The 15683-nt window shown below is 71.3% G+C and carries 16 protein-coding genes; 10 read left to right on the top strand and 6 right to left on the bottom strand.

Translation table 11 applies throughout. The features are described 5' to 3' along the window. Positions 1 to 109: 109 nt before the first annotated feature. The gene (locus OOZ19_RS01385) at positions 110 to 343 is read right to left on the bottom strand and encodes a hypothetical protein (RefSeq protein WP_266087314.1); all 234 of its coding nucleotides are present in this window, start codon (positions 341 to 343) and stop codon (positions 110 to 112) included. 126 nt (positions 344 to 469) lie between these two features. Between OOZ19_RS01385 and OOZ19_RS01390 the strand changes: the two genes are divergently transcribed. The 6 genes from OOZ19_RS01390 to OOZ19_RS01415 all read left to right on the top strand — a co-directional run bounded on the left by OOZ19_RS01390 (position 470) and on the right by OOZ19_RS01415 (position 6852). After that, the gene (locus OOZ19_RS01390; protein WP_266087316.1) at positions 470 to 1330 is read left to right on the top strand and encodes a helix-turn-helix domain-containing protein; all 861 of its coding nucleotides are present in this window, start codon (positions 470 to 472) and stop codon (positions 1328 to 1330) included. Continuing rightward, complete coding sequence (locus OOZ19_RS01395; protein WP_266087318.1) at positions 1278 to 1502, top strand: DUF397 domain-containing protein; 225 nt, start codon at positions 1278 to 1280, stop codon at positions 1500 to 1502. The genes OOZ19_RS01390 and OOZ19_RS01395 overlap by 53 nt, the downstream gene beginning before the upstream one ends. Positions 1503 to 1747: 245 nt before the next feature. Continuing rightward, a complete protein-coding gene (locus tag OOZ19_RS01400) occupies positions 1748 to 2530 on the top strand; it encodes a cytochrome c biogenesis CcdA family protein (RefSeq protein WP_266087320.1) in 783 nt (260 codons plus the stop codon). Then, positions 2530 to 4143 carry a cytochrome c biogenesis protein ResB gene (gene resB, locus OOZ19_RS01405; RefSeq protein WP_266087322.1) on the top strand — a complete coding sequence of 538 codons (1614 nt, stop codon included), beginning with the start codon at positions 2530 to 2532 and terminating at the stop codon, positions 4141 to 4143. The genes OOZ19_RS01400 and resB overlap by 1 nt, the downstream gene beginning before the upstream one ends. Continuing rightward, positions 4140 to 5147 carry a c-type cytochrome biogenesis protein CcsB gene (gene ccsB / locus OOZ19_RS01410; RefSeq protein WP_266087750.1) on the top strand — a complete coding sequence of 336 codons (1008 nt, stop codon included), beginning with the start codon at positions 4140 to 4142 and terminating at the stop codon, positions 5145 to 5147. The genes resB and ccsB overlap by 4 nt, the downstream gene beginning before the upstream one ends. 112 nt (positions 5148 to 5259) lie before the next feature. Continuing rightward, positions 5260 to 6852, top strand: coding sequence for an AAA family ATPase (locus OOZ19_RS01415; protein ID WP_266087324.1), 1593 nt, complete (start codon positions 5260 to 5262; stop codon positions 6850 to 6852). A 123-nt stretch (positions 6853 to 6975) separates the two neighbouring features. On the opposite strand, the gene OOZ19_RS01420 is transcribed toward OOZ19_RS01415, so the two are convergent. Together OOZ19_RS01420 and OOZ19_RS01425 are read right to left on the bottom strand one after the other, a co-directional pair. After that, complete coding sequence (locus tag OOZ19_RS01420; RefSeq protein WP_266087326.1) at positions 6976 to 7176, bottom strand: hypothetical protein; 201 nt, start codon at positions 7174 to 7176, stop codon at positions 6976 to 6978. A gap of 183 nt (positions 7177 to 7359) precedes the next feature. Then, the gene (locus OOZ19_RS01425) at positions 7360 to 7581 is read right to left on the bottom strand and encodes a BldC family transcriptional regulator (RefSeq protein WP_184476042.1); all 222 of its coding nucleotides are present in this window, start codon (positions 7579 to 7581) and stop codon (positions 7360 to 7362) included. Positions 7582 to 7755: 174 nt separating this feature from the next. Here OOZ19_RS01425 and OOZ19_RS01430 point away from each other — a divergent pair, with 174 nt between their 5' ends. The 3 genes from OOZ19_RS01430 to OOZ19_RS01440 are packed head-to-tail and all read left to right on the top strand — an operon-like array spanning position 7756 to position 9801. Then, complete coding sequence (locus OOZ19_RS01430; protein WP_266087329.1) at positions 7756 to 8064, top strand: DUF4229 domain-containing protein; 309 nt, start codon at positions 7756 to 7758, stop codon at positions 8062 to 8064. After that, positions 8051 to 9175 (top strand): L-cysteine desulfhydrase Cds1, encoded by a 1125-nt coding sequence (gene cds1, locus OOZ19_RS01435; protein WP_266087331.1) that lies wholly within the window; start codon positions 8051 to 8053, stop codon positions 9173 to 9175. The genes OOZ19_RS01430 and cds1 overlap by 14 nt, the downstream gene beginning before the upstream one ends. Before the next feature lie 50 nt (positions 9176 to 9225). Next, the gene (locus OOZ19_RS01440) at positions 9226 to 9801 is read left to right on the top strand and encodes a DUF3558 family protein (protein WP_266087333.1); all 576 of its coding nucleotides are present in this window, start codon (positions 9226 to 9228) and stop codon (positions 9799 to 9801) included. A 270-nt stretch (positions 9802 to 10071) separates the two neighbouring features. Here the strand turns inward: OOZ19_RS01440 and OOZ19_RS01445 are convergent, their stop codons facing one another. The 3 genes from OOZ19_RS01445 to OOZ19_RS01455 all read right to left on the bottom strand — a co-directional run bounded on the left by OOZ19_RS01445 (position 10072) and on the right by OOZ19_RS01455 (position 13345). Continuing rightward, a complete protein-coding gene (locus tag OOZ19_RS01445; protein WP_266087335.1) occupies positions 10072 to 10944 on the bottom strand; it encodes a 1,4-dihydroxy-2-naphthoate polyprenyltransferase in 873 nt (290 codons plus the stop codon). Between the two features lie 28 nt (positions 10945 to 10972). After that, positions 10973 to 12157 (bottom strand): o-succinylbenzoate--CoA ligase, encoded by a 1185-nt coding sequence (gene menE, locus OOZ19_RS01450; RefSeq protein WP_266087752.1) that lies wholly within the window; start codon positions 12155 to 12157, stop codon positions 10973 to 10975. Positions 12158 to 12421: 264 nt separating this feature from the next. Then, entirely contained in the window at positions 12422 to 13345 is a 924-nt protein-coding gene (locus OOZ19_RS01455; RefSeq protein WP_266087337.1) for a 1,4-dihydroxy-2-naphthoyl-CoA synthase, read from the bottom strand. A gap of 168 nt (positions 13346 to 13513) precedes the next feature. On the opposite strand from OOZ19_RS01455, the gene menD reads away from it, so the two are divergent. After that, positions 13514 to 15190, top strand: coding sequence for a 2-succinyl-5-enolpyruvyl-6-hydroxy-3-cyclohexene-1-carboxylic-acid synthase (gene menD / locus OOZ19_RS01460; protein WP_266087339.1), 1677 nt, complete (start codon positions 13514 to 13516; stop codon positions 15188 to 15190). The last annotated feature ends 493 nt before the right edge of the window (positions 15191 to 15683 follow it).

The raw sequence follows: 15683 nt of genomic DNA on the forward strand, positions 1-15683 counted from the left end.
GGCCGGAGGCGGGTACGTCGTTCGGCCCACCGGTTGGGCCGAACGGTGCTCCGCTGCGATCGTTCGCCGGAGCGGAGATGCCGCCGTGCGGGTCTGATCGCCGCCGGGATCAGGACGACCGGACGGTCCGGGAGCCGGTCAGTTCCCGCCAGCAGTCCATGCACGTGCCCCGGCGCACCCACTCGTACTCGGTGCGGCCGTGCAGTTCGGTCGCGGTCGCCTCCACCCCGCAATACGAGGTGACGGGGCACTGCGGGTCGGCTTCCAGCGCACTGGCCGCGAAAGCGTGGCGTCCCGCCGGGATCGGCCGCCACACGTAGGTCAGGCCCTGCTGCGGGGGCATCGCGTCGACTCCATTCCTCGGGCGTTCGTCCTGTCTGGGAATGAGACCTCCTCAACACTCGAATGGCAATGCACTTCACCGAATCGAGCGATGGCATGACTTCGGCGGAGGAAATAGGTTCCTGCTATGACCAGTGTTCGAGCGCGGGGACTGGGCGCTGAGATACGAGAACTCCGCAAGTCCGCCGGATTGCGATTGGAACATCTCGCGCACCGGTGCGGGTGGTCGCGGGCCACCCTCGGGCGGATCGAATCGGGTGAGCGGGTGCCGAGCGAGACCGAACTCGCCGCGCTGCTGGACACGCTCGCCGTGTCCGGTTCGGAGCGCGCCCGCTTGTTCGAGCTCGTCAACGCGGCCACCGAAGCCCGCTGGTGGGAGGCCGGGTACGCCGGGATGCCCAGCGCGCTCACCGCGCTGATCGACTTCGAGCGGCTGGCGACCAGGATCACCGACGTGGCGCTGGCCCTGGTGCCAGGACTGCTGCAGACCCCGGACTACACGCGCGCGGTGCTCAGCGCGGGCGGCGTCCGGGACGCGGACCTGGAGTCGCGGGTCGCCCTGCGCCTCGGCAGGCAGGGCGTGCTCACCCGGGGGGAACCGGCGCAGCTGCACGCCTACCTCGACGAATCGGTGGTGCACCGGCCGGTCGGCGGGCACCGAGTGATGGCGGACCAGCTCCGGCACCTGGTGCGGATGGGGCGGCGGCCGAACGTGTCGGTGCGGGTGATCCCGTTCGCGGCCGGCGCGTACGCCGAGCTCAACGGCAGCCAGCTGATCCTGGAGTTCGCCCGGCAGCGTCCCGTGGTCCACCTGGAGCAGCGCCGCCGCGGCGCGTTCCTGGAAGTGCCCGCGGACACCGCCCCGTTCCTCGAAGCCGCCGCCCGATTGCCCGCGGTCGCTCTCGACCAAGCGGAGTCGGCACTGCTGATCACGGATGTGGCGGGCGCGATGGAAAGGGAATGTGAGCCCGACGGTGCGTTGGCGTAAGTCCAGTTACAGCGGGGAGGAGAGCAACTGCGTGGAGGTCGGCAGAGCCCCCGGCGTCGTCTCGGTCCGCGACTCGAAAGCACCCCGCTCCGCCACCCTCGCGTTCACCCCGAGGCACTGGTCCACCTTCCTCGGCTCCCTGACCAGGAGCGAAACGGGACGACCCGCGTAGGGCTTCGGAGAGCGGAACCTCGCCGGATCCCTCGCCGCACGATCGCCTTCTTCACGTCGCCAACCCGCCAGCGCAACCCCGTCCCTCGCGGCGAAGCCGGATGCTCGCGGCCGAAGGACGTGCCTGCACGCGCGTCAGCGCACAGCCCACGTCGAGAAGCCGGCCACCCGCCCCACTAGGCAGATCACCCCGAGACCCCCGGCCCGGTGCGTAGTCACGCTAGAGCAGTCCTTACCCTCGGAACCGTGAATCCGACCGAGCTCGCCGCTTCCGGACCGCTGCTGTTCGCGGCCGTGATCGCGGTGCTCGCCGGGGCCGTCAGCTTCGCTTCGCCGTGCGTCGTGCCGCTGGTGCCGGGATACCTGGCGTACTTGGCGGGCGTGGTGGGCGCCGAAGCCCCCCCGGTCGATTCCGCCGAAGCTCAGCAGGCCCGCCGCGGCCGGTGGCGGGTGGCCGGTGCGGCGCTGCTGTTCGTGGCCGGGTTCAGCGTCGTGTTCGCCGCGGGCACGCTGCTGCTGCTCGGCTTGTCCGACGCGCTGCTCGCGAACGAACTGCTGCTGCAGCGCATCGGCGGTGTCGTGACCGTCGCGATGGGCCTGGTGTTCCTCGGCATGGTCCCGGCGTTGCAGCGCGACGTCCGGTTGCACCGGGTGCCGCGGGCCGGGTTGTGGGGCGCTCCGCTGCTGGGCGCGGTGTTCGGCCTCGGCTGGACCCCGTGCCTAGGTCCGACGCTGACCGGGGTCATGTCGCTGGCCATCGGGACCGAGGTGGGCACCGGCACCGCCGTGCGCGGTGTCCTGCTCGTCGGGGCGTACTGCGTCGGGCTCGGATTGCCGTTCGTGCTGCTCGCGTTGGGCGCGCGGTGGGCGGTGCGCAGCACGGACTGGCTGCGCCGCCGAGGCCGCGCCATCCAGATCGCGGGCGGTGCGCTGCTGGTCGTGGTGGGCGTGCTGCTCGTCACCGGGCTGTGGGGAGAACTGATCGCTGTGCTGCGCGAACCCGTCGCCGGATTCGAGACGCCGATCTGATGTCGCGCTTCCGCTCCCTGCTGGCGTTCCTGCGCAACACCTGGCGCGGGCTGACGTCGATGCGCACCGCGCTGGTGCTGCTGTTCCTGCTGGCGATGGCCGCGTTGCCGGGCGCGCTGATCCCGCAGCGCTCGCTGAACCCGGCCGAGGTGGACAAGTACTTCACCGAATACCCGGACCTCGCGCCGGTGCTGGACAAGCTCGGCGTGTTCGAGGTGTTCAGCTCGGTGTGGTTCGCCTCGATCTACGTGCTGCTGTTCATCTCGCTGATCGGTTGCCTGCTGCCGCGCTGCCTGGAGTACTACAAGCAGCTGCGCGGCAGGCCGGTGCGCACGCCGCGGAACCTGACGCGGATGCCGCACCACGCTTCGGCGACGGTGAGCGGAACGCCGGAGGAGGCGCTGGCCGCCGCGCGCCGCAGGCTGCGCGGCTGGCGCAAGGACGAGCGCGAGGACGACGACGGCACCCGCTCGATCAGCGCGGAACGCGGCTACCTGCGGGAGGCGGGGAACCTGGTGTTCCACTTCGCCCTCGTCGGGCTGCTGGTGACCGTCGCGGGCGGCAAGATCCTCGGCTACGAGGGCCAAGTGATCGTGCTCGCCGACGGGTCCGAGTTCTGCAACTCCGGTACCTACAACTACGACTCGTTCCGCGCCGGTCTCAGCGTGGACGGCACCCAGCTGAGCCCGTTCTGCCTGCGGGTCAACGACTTCGACGCGAAGTACCAGCACACCGGTCAGGTCGCGAGCTACCGGGTGGGCATGGAGTACCAGTCCGGCGCGGACCTGGACGCCGGTACCTGGCGGCCCTACGACCTGCAGGTGAACCACCCGCTGCGGATCGCGGGCGACCGGATCTACTTGACCGGCAACGGTTACGCGCCCCGCTTCACCGTCACCTTCCCGGACGGCGCGAAGCGCACCCAGCTGACCCAGTGGCAGCCGATGGACCCGACGACCATGTTGTCGCAGGGCGCCACGAAGTTCGACCAGCCCGGCGTCACCGACGACGTGCGGCGGCGGCAGACGCAGCTCGCGGTGACCGGCCTGTTCGCCCCGACCGCCGCCTACCAGGGCAAGGTGCTGAGCTCGCAGTTCCCGGACCTGCTCGACCCGACCGCCGCGGTCGACGTGCTGCGCGGCGACCTCGGCCTGGACTCCGGGCGCGGACAGTCGATCTTCGGCGTGGACCAGAAGATGGTGGAGTCCGGGCGGCTGAAGAAGGTCGCGCGGGAGAACGTGCGGGTCGGTGAGGAGATCCGGCTCGACGACGGCACCACCGTCCGCTTCGACGGCGTGGAGCGCTGGGCGAACCTGCAGATCTCGCACGACCCGTTCCAGCCGTACGTCCTCGGTTTCGCGGTGGCCCTGATCTTCGGGATCAGCGCCTCGCTGAGCATCAAGCGCCGCCGGATCTGGGTCCGGGTGGCCCCTGCCCCCGGGACCGGGGCGGATGATCCCGCGCGTACCGTTGTCGAGGTCGGCGGACTGGCCCGCACCGACCAGGCAGGCTACGGCGAGGAGTTCACCCGGCTGGCCAAGGACCTGCTCGGAACGGACGGCTCCGATGCGGAGTCGCCGGGCGCAGCATCCGCACGCGGAAGGAAGAGCTGATGGTCAACGAGATGTTGTCCAACTACAGCGACATGGCGTTCGCGACCTCGGTCGTCATCTACATCGCCGCCATGCTGCTGTACTTCGCGGAGTTCGCTTACGGCGGGCGCAAGCAGTCCGCCCGCACCCGCGAGGCGCACCTGGTCACCGCAGGCGCTGCGGAGTCCGACTCGTCGACCGGTGAGCGGGTCGGCCGGATCGACACCCCGAGCAAGCGCCCGCTGTCCGAGCGGTTCGGCGGCATGGCCGTGTCGATGACCGTGCTGGGTGCCTTGGTGCACGCGGCGTCGCTGGTGTTCCGCGGGGTGGCCACCGGCCGCGCGCCGTGGGGCAACATGTACGAGTTCGGCTCCGCGATCTGCCTGGCCGCGGTGACCGCCTGGACGATCGTGCTGTTCCGGCAGATGCGCGCCGAGCGCCGCGAGTCCTCGCCGGCGCAGCTGCGCGGGCTCGGCGGGTTCCTGCTGCTGCCGGTGGTGCTGCTGCTGTTCCTGTCCGGCACCGTGCTCTACGCCCGCGCCGCGCCGCTGCAGCCCGCGCTGCAGTCCTACTGGATCGTGATCCACGTCAGCGCGGCGATCGTCTCCAGTGGTGCGCTGCTGTTCGCCGGTGTCGCCAGCGTGCTGTTCATGCTGCGCGCGCGGCACGAGAACAACCCGCTCAAGCTGGCCCGGTTCGGTTCCCGGCTGCCCACCACGCAGGTGCTGGACCGGATGGCCTACCGCGCCACCGTGATCATCTTCCCGGTGTGGACGTTCGCGATCGTCGCCGGCGCGATCTGGGCCGAGGCCGCGTGGGGCCGGTTCTGGGGCTGGGACCCGAAGGAGACCTGTTCCTTCATCGCCTGGGTCGTCTACGCTGCGTACCTGCATGCGCGTGCGACCGCGGGGTGGCGGGGAGTCAAGGCCGCGTGGATCAACATCGTCGGCCTGGCTGTCATGATCTTCAATCTTTTCTTCATCAACATCGTCGTCTCCGGACTGCACTCGTACGCTGGGCTATGAGTTCATGATCCGACCCGGAGCACGACCGCCGGCCACCCGTTCCTCCGCGGAATCGGGTGGCCTTCACTCGTCCCGGTAAAGATCGAACCGATGTGTGGGAGGTACGGGAACGGTGACCGGACGGTACGAAGAGCCCGAAACGCAACGCGATGCGGGTTCGGCCTCGCCCGGTGCGGACTCGGCGCAGCAGGCGAACGGCGCGACGGATCACGCGACGCCGGATTACGGTGACGGCGCGGTGCCCGTGGCGCCGCAGCCGTACGCGGAACCGGGGACCACGCCGAACACTCCCTTGCAGGGCGCGGGGAGCGCCGGTGGGCCGCAGCCGTACTACCCGGGCGGCAACCCGAACGTCCAGAGTGGACAGTCCTTCCCCGATGCCGGGCCGCAGTACCCGCAGTACACCGAGCAGACGCCGTCCGGGCCGCAGCCGAACCAGCCCCAGCAGAACCAGTCCGGTCCGTACCCGGTGCCGCCGGGTGGGCCGTCCGGGCCGCACCAGGTTCCCGGTGGCCAGTCGGGCCCCTACCCGGTGCAGGGCGGGCAATCCGGTCCGTACCAGGTCGCGGGCAACTCGGGCCCGTACCAGGTTCCCGGTGGGCAGTCCGGTCCCTACCAGATGGGTGGCCAGCAGAATCCTTACGCGCCGGTCGCCGGACCGTTCCCCCCGCAGCAGGGCTACCCGCAGCAGCCGCCGCAGGGGCCCGCGCCGCAGGGCGGGCAGCCGCAGGGCCAGCCGCAGTCCGGCCAGCAGCCGGGAGTGCCGTTCGGCAAGGACCTCGCCTCCTCGCAGCTGCTGCGTCAGACCAAGCGCGCCCCGCAATCGGGTTGGCGCAAGGCGCTGTACGTGGCCAGCGGCCGTTCGATCAACCTCGGGGAGAGCGCGTCCGACCTGCGCCGCCGCGAGCTGATCGGCCGGATCAACCAGCCGCTGCAAGGCTGCTACAAGATCGCAATGCTGAGCCTGAAGGGCGGCGTCGGCAAGACGACCACGACCGCGACGCTGGGCTCCACGTTCTCCTCGTTGCGCGGTGACCGGGTCATCGCCGTGGACGCCAACCCGGACCGCGGCACGCTGAGCCAGAAGATCCCGCTGGAGACCACGGCCACCGTGCGCCACCTGCTGCGGGACGCGCAGCGCATCCGCAAGTACAGCGACGTGCGGTCCTACACCTCGCAGGGCCCGAGCCGGTTGGAGATCCTCGCCAGCGAGCAGGACCCGGCGGTCTCCGAGGCGTTCAGCGAGGACGACTACCAGCGCACGGTGACGCTGCTGGAGCACTTCTACAACATCGTGCTGACCGACTGCGGCACCGGACTGATGCACTCGGCGATGAAGGGCGTGCTCGACGTCGCGGACTCGCTGGTGATCGTCTCGTCCAGCTCCATCGACGGGGCGCGCAGCGCTTCGGCCACGTTGGACTGGCTCGACGCGCACGGCTACGGCCAGCTCGTGTCCCGCTCGGTCGCGGTGATCAACTCGGTGCGGCCGGGTTCCGGCAAGGTCGACGTCGACAAGCTCAGCGCGCACTTCGGTTCGCGCTGCCGCGCGGTGTCCCGGATTCCGTTCGATCCGCACCTGGAAGAGGGCGCGGAGGTCGAGCTGGACCAGCTCGCTGCCCCGACCCGGCTGGCCCTGCTGGAACTCGCGGCGATCGTCGCGGACGACTTCCCGCAGGCCTTCGGGCGCCAGCGCCAAGCCTGACCTGCCGAGCAACGGCCCGCCCCACCGGAATTCAGGTGGGGCGGGCCGTTCTGGTCTGCGAAGCCGACTCGAAGCTCCGCCGCGTCCCGTTCGCGGGTGCAGCGGACGCGAGTGGGAAGTCAGTCAGTCCTGGTCGTGGTCGTTCTTGTTGCGTTGTTGCTCGTCGAGACGACGCAGGAACTCCGGGTCGTCATCCGGCGCCAGCGGTGCGGCGCGACGGGGCGTGCTCGCGCCCTCGCTCGCGGTGTCGCGCATGGGGCCGAACGCGCGCCACATCAGTGCGGCCACGGTGAGCGCGCCGATCGCTGCCAGGACGTAGATCATCAGGACACCTCCACTACTCACCCCCGAGGTTAGCCGGAGAACGACGGGTGGTGGGGTGCGCCGATCAGGGAAGATCCGACGGTGCAGCGGAAATCGGGGCGGCTCGGCGATGGGCCGTGCCCGGCCCGCCTCGGGCGGTGCTGATGCGGAGGCGGACCGGACGCGTGCCGATCGTCGAGCGACTCAGGCGGAGCGGACGTCGTTGGTGAGTTCGGCCAACAGCGTGCGCACTTCCGATTCGCGGAACCGGCGGTGGCCGCCGGGAGTGCGAATGGAACCGATCCGACCTGCCGTCGCCCATCTCGTCACCGTCTTCGGGTCGACCCGGAACAACGAGGCGACCTCACCGGGGGTGAGCAGCTGTTCCTGACCGTTCTGGCGAGACTGGGGAGTCGTCGCGGTCACAGGGGACCTCCACAATGCGGACGGTTTTCGGGCATTCCGGTCGCATCCTGGCACCCCGATGGTCAGGTACTCGAACATTCGAGTCTAGGTAAAGGGAAGGTAAGGGACGAAAGCGGCGCTTCGGGCGAGATGGGGGAGGACTTCCCGATCTGCCCGTGCTCTACCCTGGCTGACGTGCAGGAACAGCGAACCGCATCGGTAACGGAGTCGGCCCCGCCGACCAACTTGGCGCGGGACATCGCGCTGTACACCGTGGTCAGGCTGGCCATGCTGCTCGCGGTCGCGGCCGTGCTCGCGCTCTGCGGGGTGCCGCTGCTGGTGGCCGCCGCGGTGTCCGTGGTGGTCGTGATGCCGCTGTCCATGGTGGTCTTCGGCGGGCTGCGCCGCCGGGTTGCCACCGGCATGGTGCACCGCGCCCGGCGTCGCGAACAACTGCGCGCCGAGCTCCGCGGCGAGCGTGGGCAGTCCGATGACCAGGACTGACCCCGGCAACTCCGGTGCGGTGACCGACCGCTCCTGCGCGCGCACCCGATCCTGGGCCGGCGAAGCGGTCCGGGTGATCGAAGCCGACGCGAACCGCAGCGCCGACACGCACCTGCTGCGGTTCCCGCTGCCGTCGGCCTGGGGCATCGACCTCTACCTCAAGGACGAGTCAACTCATCCGACCGGTTCGCTCAAGCACCGGCTCGCTCGATCCCTGTTCCTCTACGCCCTCTGCAACGGGTGGGTGACGGAGAGCACTCCCGTGATCGAGGCGTCCTCGGGATCCACCGCGGTCTCCGAGGCGCACTTCGCGCAACTGCTGGGACTTCCGTTCATCGCGGTGATGCCGCGCTCCACCAGCCCCGAGAAGGTGGCGCTGATCGAGCGCCACGGCGGCACCTGCCACTACGTGGACCAGCCGGGCGCGATCTACGACGAGTCCCGCAGGCTCGCCACCGAACTCGGCGGGCACTTCATGGACCAGTTCACCCACGCCGAACGCGCCACGGACTGGCGCGGCAACAACAACATCGCCGAATCGATCTTCGATCAACTGGCGCTGGAACGGCACCCGATCCCGGAGTGGATCGTCACCGGAGCGGGCACCGGCGGCACCAGCGCCACGCTCGGCCGCTACATCCGCTACCGCAGGCACGACACCCGGCTCGCCGTGGTCGACCCGGAGCACTCCGTGTTCTACGACGCGTGGTGCCACGGAGATCCCGACCGGACCGGCGAACGCGGATCGCTCATCGAAGGCATCGGCAGGCCACGGGTCGAACCGTCCTTCATCGGCCAAGCCATCGACCGCATGATCAAGGTCCCGGACGCCGCTTCCATCGCCACCATCCGCTGGGCCGAGGACGTGCTGGGCCGCCGCGTGGGCGGCTCCACCGGCACCAACCTGTGGGGAGTCTTCGGGCTCGTCTCGGAGATGGTGCGCGACGGCAGGACCGGCAGCATCGTCACGCTGCTCTGCGACGGCGGCGAGCGCTACGCCGAGACCTACTACGACGACCAGTGGGTGACCGGTCACGGCTTCGACCTCACCGGCCCCCTCGGCGCGCTCGCCGAGTTCCACCGCAGCGGGACCTGGCCGCTCTCCGGGTGAGCGGCGGGCGGCACGTAGTCTGCGATCAAGCCACTAGTCCGAGGAGGGGCATGCGCCGGCCGACGAACTCAGCCGCGGTGCTGGTACCCACGGCCGCGCTCGCCGTCGTGCTCGCCGCCTGCACCTCGGGCGGGGCGCCGCCCGCGCCGAGCAGCGCACCGGCCACGAGCGGCAGCGACCGGACCGAACCGGAATCGGTCACCCCGTCGATCACCCGCGAAGTGCCGCCGCAGCAGCGCCGGAGCCTCGCGAGCGCCTCCGCGCCACAGCTGTGCGGACTGATCACCGTGGACGAACTCGCGCAGTTCGGCTACACCGTGCGGCCCGGAGTGCCGCGCGAGATCGGATTCGAACCGCCGGTGCGCGGCTGCCAGTTCGAAGCCGACAGCGGTGTGCGCTCGATCCTGATCGCCTCCCAGCCCGCTGGGTACGCGGGTCTCGGCGAGGACGAGGTGCGCCTCGGCGAGGTGCCCGGCACGGAGACGTTGCGCGCCAACGATTGCACCGTGTTCGCCGGGGTGGGGGAAGCGACCCTCCAAGTCACGGCGAAGGCCGCCGAAGCCGATTCCGATGAGTGCGACGCCGCCCAGGGAATAGCCCAGTACGTCCTCGCCGCGGTTCGCTGACCTGCCCCGGTCGTTTCTGCTTGGGTGGTCGTTCAGCGAACCTCAGCGTTCCTCTCGCCGCGGGATCTTTCTCCCGAGCGGCTCCGCCTCTCGGGAAAAGCTGTCCTCGCGAGAGGAACGCTGAGAACCCTCTGGGTGAGCGGCTTTTCGACGTGGGCTATGCGTTGACGCGCATCCGAGTACGGCTTCGCCGCAAGGCACGGCATTGCCGTGCGGTAGGTGTCGCCTTGCTTGCTCTTGCGGCTTTGCCGGCTGCTGGGCTGGTCGTGGTCAGCCGAAGGCTAGGGCCACCGCTGTGGTGGTGGCCCAGGCGAGCATGGCGAGGCCGGTGTCGCGGAGGGCGGGGATCAGCTTGCGGCCGGTGCCGCCTCGGGTCACGGCCAGGACCGAGTTGATCAGCAGGGGCAAGGCCAGGAAACCCAGCAGCGCCCAGGAGTTGCGCAGGCCGATCAGCACGGTGATCAGGAACGGGATCAGCGCCAGCGTCACGTACAGGGTCCGGGTGTCGCGGTCGCCCAGCAGGACCGCCAAGGTGCGCTTGCCGGTGATCCGGTCGGTCGGGATGTCGCGCAGGTTGTTCGCCACCAGCACGGCGCTGGAGAACGAGCCGACGGCCACCGCGCCCCCGACGCCGAAACCGCTGATCGTGCCCGCCTGCACGAACATCGTGCCGAGCACCGCGACCAGGCCGAAGAACACGAACACGGAGATCTCGCCGAGACCCGCGTAGCCGTAGGGCCGCTTGCCGCCGGTGTAGTACCAGGCGCCCGCGATGCACAACGCGCCGAGCAGCAGCATCCACCACTGCCCGCTCAGCACGACCACGCCGATGCCCGCGAGCGCACCCAGGCCGAAGCAGCCGAACGCCGCGTTGCGCACCGCCACCGGGTCGGCCGCACCCGAACCGACCAGCCGGAACGGCCCGACCCGATCGGCGTCGGTGCCGCGGATGCCGTCCGAGTAGTCGTTCGCGAAGTTCACCCCGGTGATCAGCAGCAGCGACACCGCCAGCGCCAGCAGCGCGATCGGCGCGCTCCACCTGTCCACCCCGGTCGCCGCCCCGGTGCCGACCAGGACCGGCGCGATCGCGTTCGGCCACGTCCGCAGGCGTGCGCCCTCAATCCACTGCTTCACGGTCGCCATGTGAATCATCTTCGCGCATCACTCCTCGTCACCGGCTGAGAGTCGCGCGCAACGAGCGCCGGTCCGGCTTGCCGGGCCCGCGCAGCGGCAGCTCGGCCAGGAACTCGACGCGCTTCGGCGTGCTCGCGGCGCCCGCGCGGTCCCGCACCGACGTGCGCAGCTCCGCCACCGGCGGTAGCGCCGACGGGTCGGCAGGGACGACGACCGCGACCACGGCCTGCCCCCACTCCGGATCGTCGACGCCCAGCACGCACGCCTCGCGGACGCCGGGGTGCTCGGTGAGGATGCGTTCCACCAGGACGGGGGCGACGTTCACCCCGCCGGTGACGATCACGTCGTCGGCCCTGCCGAGGATCTCCAACCGGCCGCCGTCCACGCGGCCCAGGTCGCCGGTGCGGAACCACCCGTCGCGGAACGCGCTCGCCGCCTCCTGCCCCCGGTAACCGCGGGCCAGCGTGGGGCCGGCCAGCGCGACCGGGCCGGAACCGTCCTCGGCCGCCTCGACGTGCAGCCGCACGCCGTCCAGCGGGACGCCGTCGTAGACGCAGCCGCCCGCGGTCTCGCTCATGCCGTAGGTCGTCACCACCCGCACCCCGGCCGCCGCGGCCCGCTCGCGCAGCACCGGCGGGGTGGCGGCGCCGCCGAGCAGGACGGCGTCGAACTCGCGTAGCGCGGCCAAGCCCTCGACGTCGTCCAGCAGCCTGCGCAGCTGGGTCGGCACCAGCGCCGTGTAGTGCCTGCCCGGCGCGGCGAGGCTCCGGCGGGCGGCCGTGGCGAACCGGTCCGGGCGGAAGCCTTCCGAGGCGTCCACCGCTTCCAGGGGCGTGCCCGCGAGTAGCGCTCGCACCAGCACCTGGATCCCGGCGACGTGGTGGGCGGGCATCGCCAGCAGCCAGTGCCCCGGACCGCCGAGGCGCCGGTGGGTGGCCTCGGCCGAGGCGCGCAGCGCGGCGGCGGGCAGCAGCACGCCCTTGGGCGTCCCCGTCGAGCCGGAGGTGGCGATGACCAGGGCGGTCGGGTTCGCCGGATCGTCCTCGCCGGGCCGCAGCGGGACGTCCGCGCCCATCGCTTCGACGATCGAGGCGTCGCCGTCCGGGGCGACCGGGAGCAGCGCCGGGCCGTCGCCGTCGAGCGCGCGGCGCAGCGCGGGCAGCACCGTCGCCGCCTGGGGGCCCGCCGGGACGGGCAGCGGCCGGAGTTCGCGGGCTGGCATGCCCGCCATCTTGCGCCCACCGCCGAAGGGGCCGATGCGGCGGTGGGCGGTGACCGTGCCCTCGATCACCGGCCTTCGATCACCAGTTCGGATGACATCGCTCAACTGTTCGATGGGGCCGGTCGATGGTCATGTCAGAGCGACCTGCGAGCGAAGGCGGTGCGGACGATGAACTCCTGCGGCTACCCGATCACCGGGCGGACCACGGGCCCGGGGACGGCCCTGCCGGGCGCGTCCCGGCAGGCCCCGCCCGTCCGGAACCGGTCAGTAGTACCAGGGGAACGGCGTCCAGTCGGGCTCCCGGCGCTGGAGGAACGCGTCCCGGCCCTCGACCGCCTCGTCGGTCATGTAGGCCAGCCGCGTCGTCTCCCCGGCGAACAGCTGCTGTCCGACCAGGCCGTCGTCGATCGCGTTGAACGAGTACTTCAGCATGCGCTGCGCCGTCGGCGACTTGCCGTTGATCTCCCGTGCCCACTGCAGGGCGGTCGCCTCCAGTTCGGCGTGCGGCACGACCTCGTTGACCATCCCCATCCGGTGCGCCTGCTCGGCGTCGTAGGGGCGGCCGAGGGCGAAGATCTCGCGGGCGAACTTCTGCCCGACCTGCCGGGCCAGGTACGCGCTGCCGAAACCGCCGTCGAAGCTCCCGACGTCGGCATCGGTCTGCTTGAAGCGGGCGTGCTCGGCGCTGGCGAGGGTGAGATCGCACACGACGTGCAGGCTGTGCCCGCCCCCCGCGGCCCAGCCGGGGACCACCGCGATGACCAGCTTCGGCATGAACCGGATCAGCCGCTGCACCTCCAGGATGTGCAGCCGCCCGGCCCGCGCCGGATCGACGGTGTCTGCGGTCTCGCCCGCGGCGTACTGGTAGCCGGACCGGCCGCGGATGCGCTGATCACCGCCGGAGCAGAACGCCCAGCCCGCGTCCTTGGGAGACGGCCCGTTCCCGGTCAGCAGCACGCACCCGACGTCGCTGCACATCCGCGCGTGGTCGAGCGCGCGGAACAGCTCGTCCACGGTGTGCGGCCGGAAGGCGTTGCGGACCTCGGGCCGGTCGAACGCGATGCGCACGGTGCCGCGGCCGGGACCGTCCTCGACGCAGCGGTGATAGGTGATGTCGGTGAAGTCGAACCCGCTGACGGGTTCCCACACGGCCGGGTCGAACAGCTCAGAGACACGCGAGTTCAGCACGCCTGGGACAATAGGTCCCGTCTCGGCGTGCTGAACACCAGGAGGGCGCCGTCCAGTGTGAGCGGCGGCACGTCGTTCGGCCGGGATGACACCGGGTCGAAGCGGCCCGGCGGCCCCGGCGACACTGGGAGCGGTCAGGCAGCGTGCGAGGGAGTCCGGGGTGATGGGTTGAATCCGTCCACGGCACAGGCCGAGGTCATCGTCGATGAGCTGATCCGCAATCGGGTTCGGCATGTGGTGCTCTCTCCGGGTTCGCGCAACGCGCCGCTCTCGTTCGCCCTGCACCGGGCGTCGCAGGCGGGCCGGGTCCGGCTGCACGTCCGCATCGACGAGCGCAGCGCCGGGTTCCTGGCCTTGGGGCTGGCGGCGCGCAGCGGATGGCCGGTGGTGGTCGCGGGCACGTCGGGCACCGCCGCGGCGAACCTGCACCCCGCGGTCAGCGAAGCGACGCAGGCGGGGATTCCGCTGATCGTGCTCACCGCGGACCGCCCACCGGAACTGCGCGCGGCCGGGGCCAACCAGACGATCGACCAGCACCGCATGTTCGGGCCGCAGGTCCGGTTGTTCGACGAGCTGGGCGTCGCCGAGAACCGCCCCGGGCAGCAGGCCTACTGGCGCAGCCAGGTGTGCCGCGCCCGGCAGGCGGCGCTGGGCACGGCGCGATCCGGCCCGGTGCACCTGAACCTGCCGTTCCGGGAGCCGCTGGTGCCGACCGGGGACCTCGAGTGGTGCGAGCCCTTGGACGGTCGCGCCGACGGCGGGCCGTGGACCGAGGTCGCCGTCGACGGCCTCGGTCTCAGCAGCCTTCGCGGGCCGACGGCGCGGCGCGGGCTGGTGCTCGCCGCGGACGGGAGCGCCGACGCCGCCGGAGCCTGGGGCGAACGGCACGGCTGGCCGGTGCTGTCGGAGACCGGCGGCGTCGGGCTCCCCGGCGGCGCGGCGATCAGCACCGGGATGTGGCTGCTGAACCAGCCCGAGTTCGTCCGCGAGCACCGACCCGAACAGGTGCTGTGCGTGGGCAGGCCGACGGTGTTCCGCCAGGTCCAGTCGCTGCTCACCGACGCTGGCGTGGAGGTGCTGCTGGCGCACGGCGGCGACGCGGACTGGCCGTCGCCCGGCCACGGGGTGCGGGAGGTCGCGCACACCTTCGAGGCCGGGCCGACCCGCCCGGCCGACCCGGAGTGGCTCACCGCCTGGCAGCAGGCGGATCAGAAGGTCGCCGCCGCACTGCACGCCGCGCTCGACCTGGAGCGCTGGCCGAACGGGCCGGTGCTCGCCAGGGACCTGGTCGACGAGCTGCCCGTTCGCTCGCTGCTGGTGCTGGGGTCGTCGAACCCGAGCCGGGACGTGGCGCTGGCGGCACGGCACCGACCGGACGTCGCGGTGCACCGCAACCGCGGCGTGGCCGGGATCGACGGGACGGTCTCGACGGCGATCGGCGCCGCGCTGGCGCACGACGGGCCGACGTACGCGCTGCTCGGCGACCTCACGTTCCTGCACGACGGGAACGGATTGCTGCTCGGGCCGCAGGAGCAGCGACCGGACCTGACGATCGTGGTGCTCAACGACGACGGCGGCGGCATCTTCTCGCTGCTGGAGCAGGGCGGGCCCGAACATCGAGGCTCGTTCGAGCGGGTCTTCGGCACCCCGCACGGCACCGACCTCGCCCAGCTGTGCGCGGCGCACGGCGTGGAGCACGTGCGGGTGCGGCAGCGCTCGGACTTCCCGGCCGCCCTGCACGGGCCACCGGGTCTGCGCGTAGTGGAGATCCAGGCCGACAGGTCCCGGACCCGCAGCCTCCACGCCCGCCTCCAGGCCGCGGTCAGCTCCGTACTGACGGGGTGACGTCCTCGTACGGCTTCGGTGGCCGGATGGCGGAACCTCAGCTGCTGCTCGCTTCGGGAACGACCTCACGAGTGGCTCCGCCGCACGAGGAATCGCTGTCCTCGTGAGCGGTGCCGGGTGTTGTGGTGGTCGCGGCTCAGCCGCGTCGCCGCTGACACGTCACTGATCGAAGGCTCGTAGGGCGTCTGGAGCCACCGGGCTCGGTGGCCGAGGTCCTCGCGCATCGCGTTCTCCCACATCGTGGGCGGCGGTGGGTGCGTCGTGAGCTCGTGCGCCGGTGTCGTCCGAGGGGTGTCGAGGCGGTGCGCGCTCGCGTGCTCCGGCGCGGGGGCGTGGCCTCTGAACTGGAGGAAGGCACTTCCCGGGAGGGCGGATTCGTTCCTTTCCGGTGGCTCGTTGCGGGGGTTTTCGGGTGAGCGTTGCCGAAGTTGGTCCGGGTCTGGCAAAAACCTCCACTTCCGGGCTCTCGCGCAGCCCAGATCATCTTCGTACG

Source organism: Saccharopolyspora sp. NFXS83, from assembly GCF_026241095.1.
GTDB lineage: Bacteria > Actinomycetota > Actinomycetes > Mycobacteriales > Pseudonocardiaceae > Saccharopolyspora_C.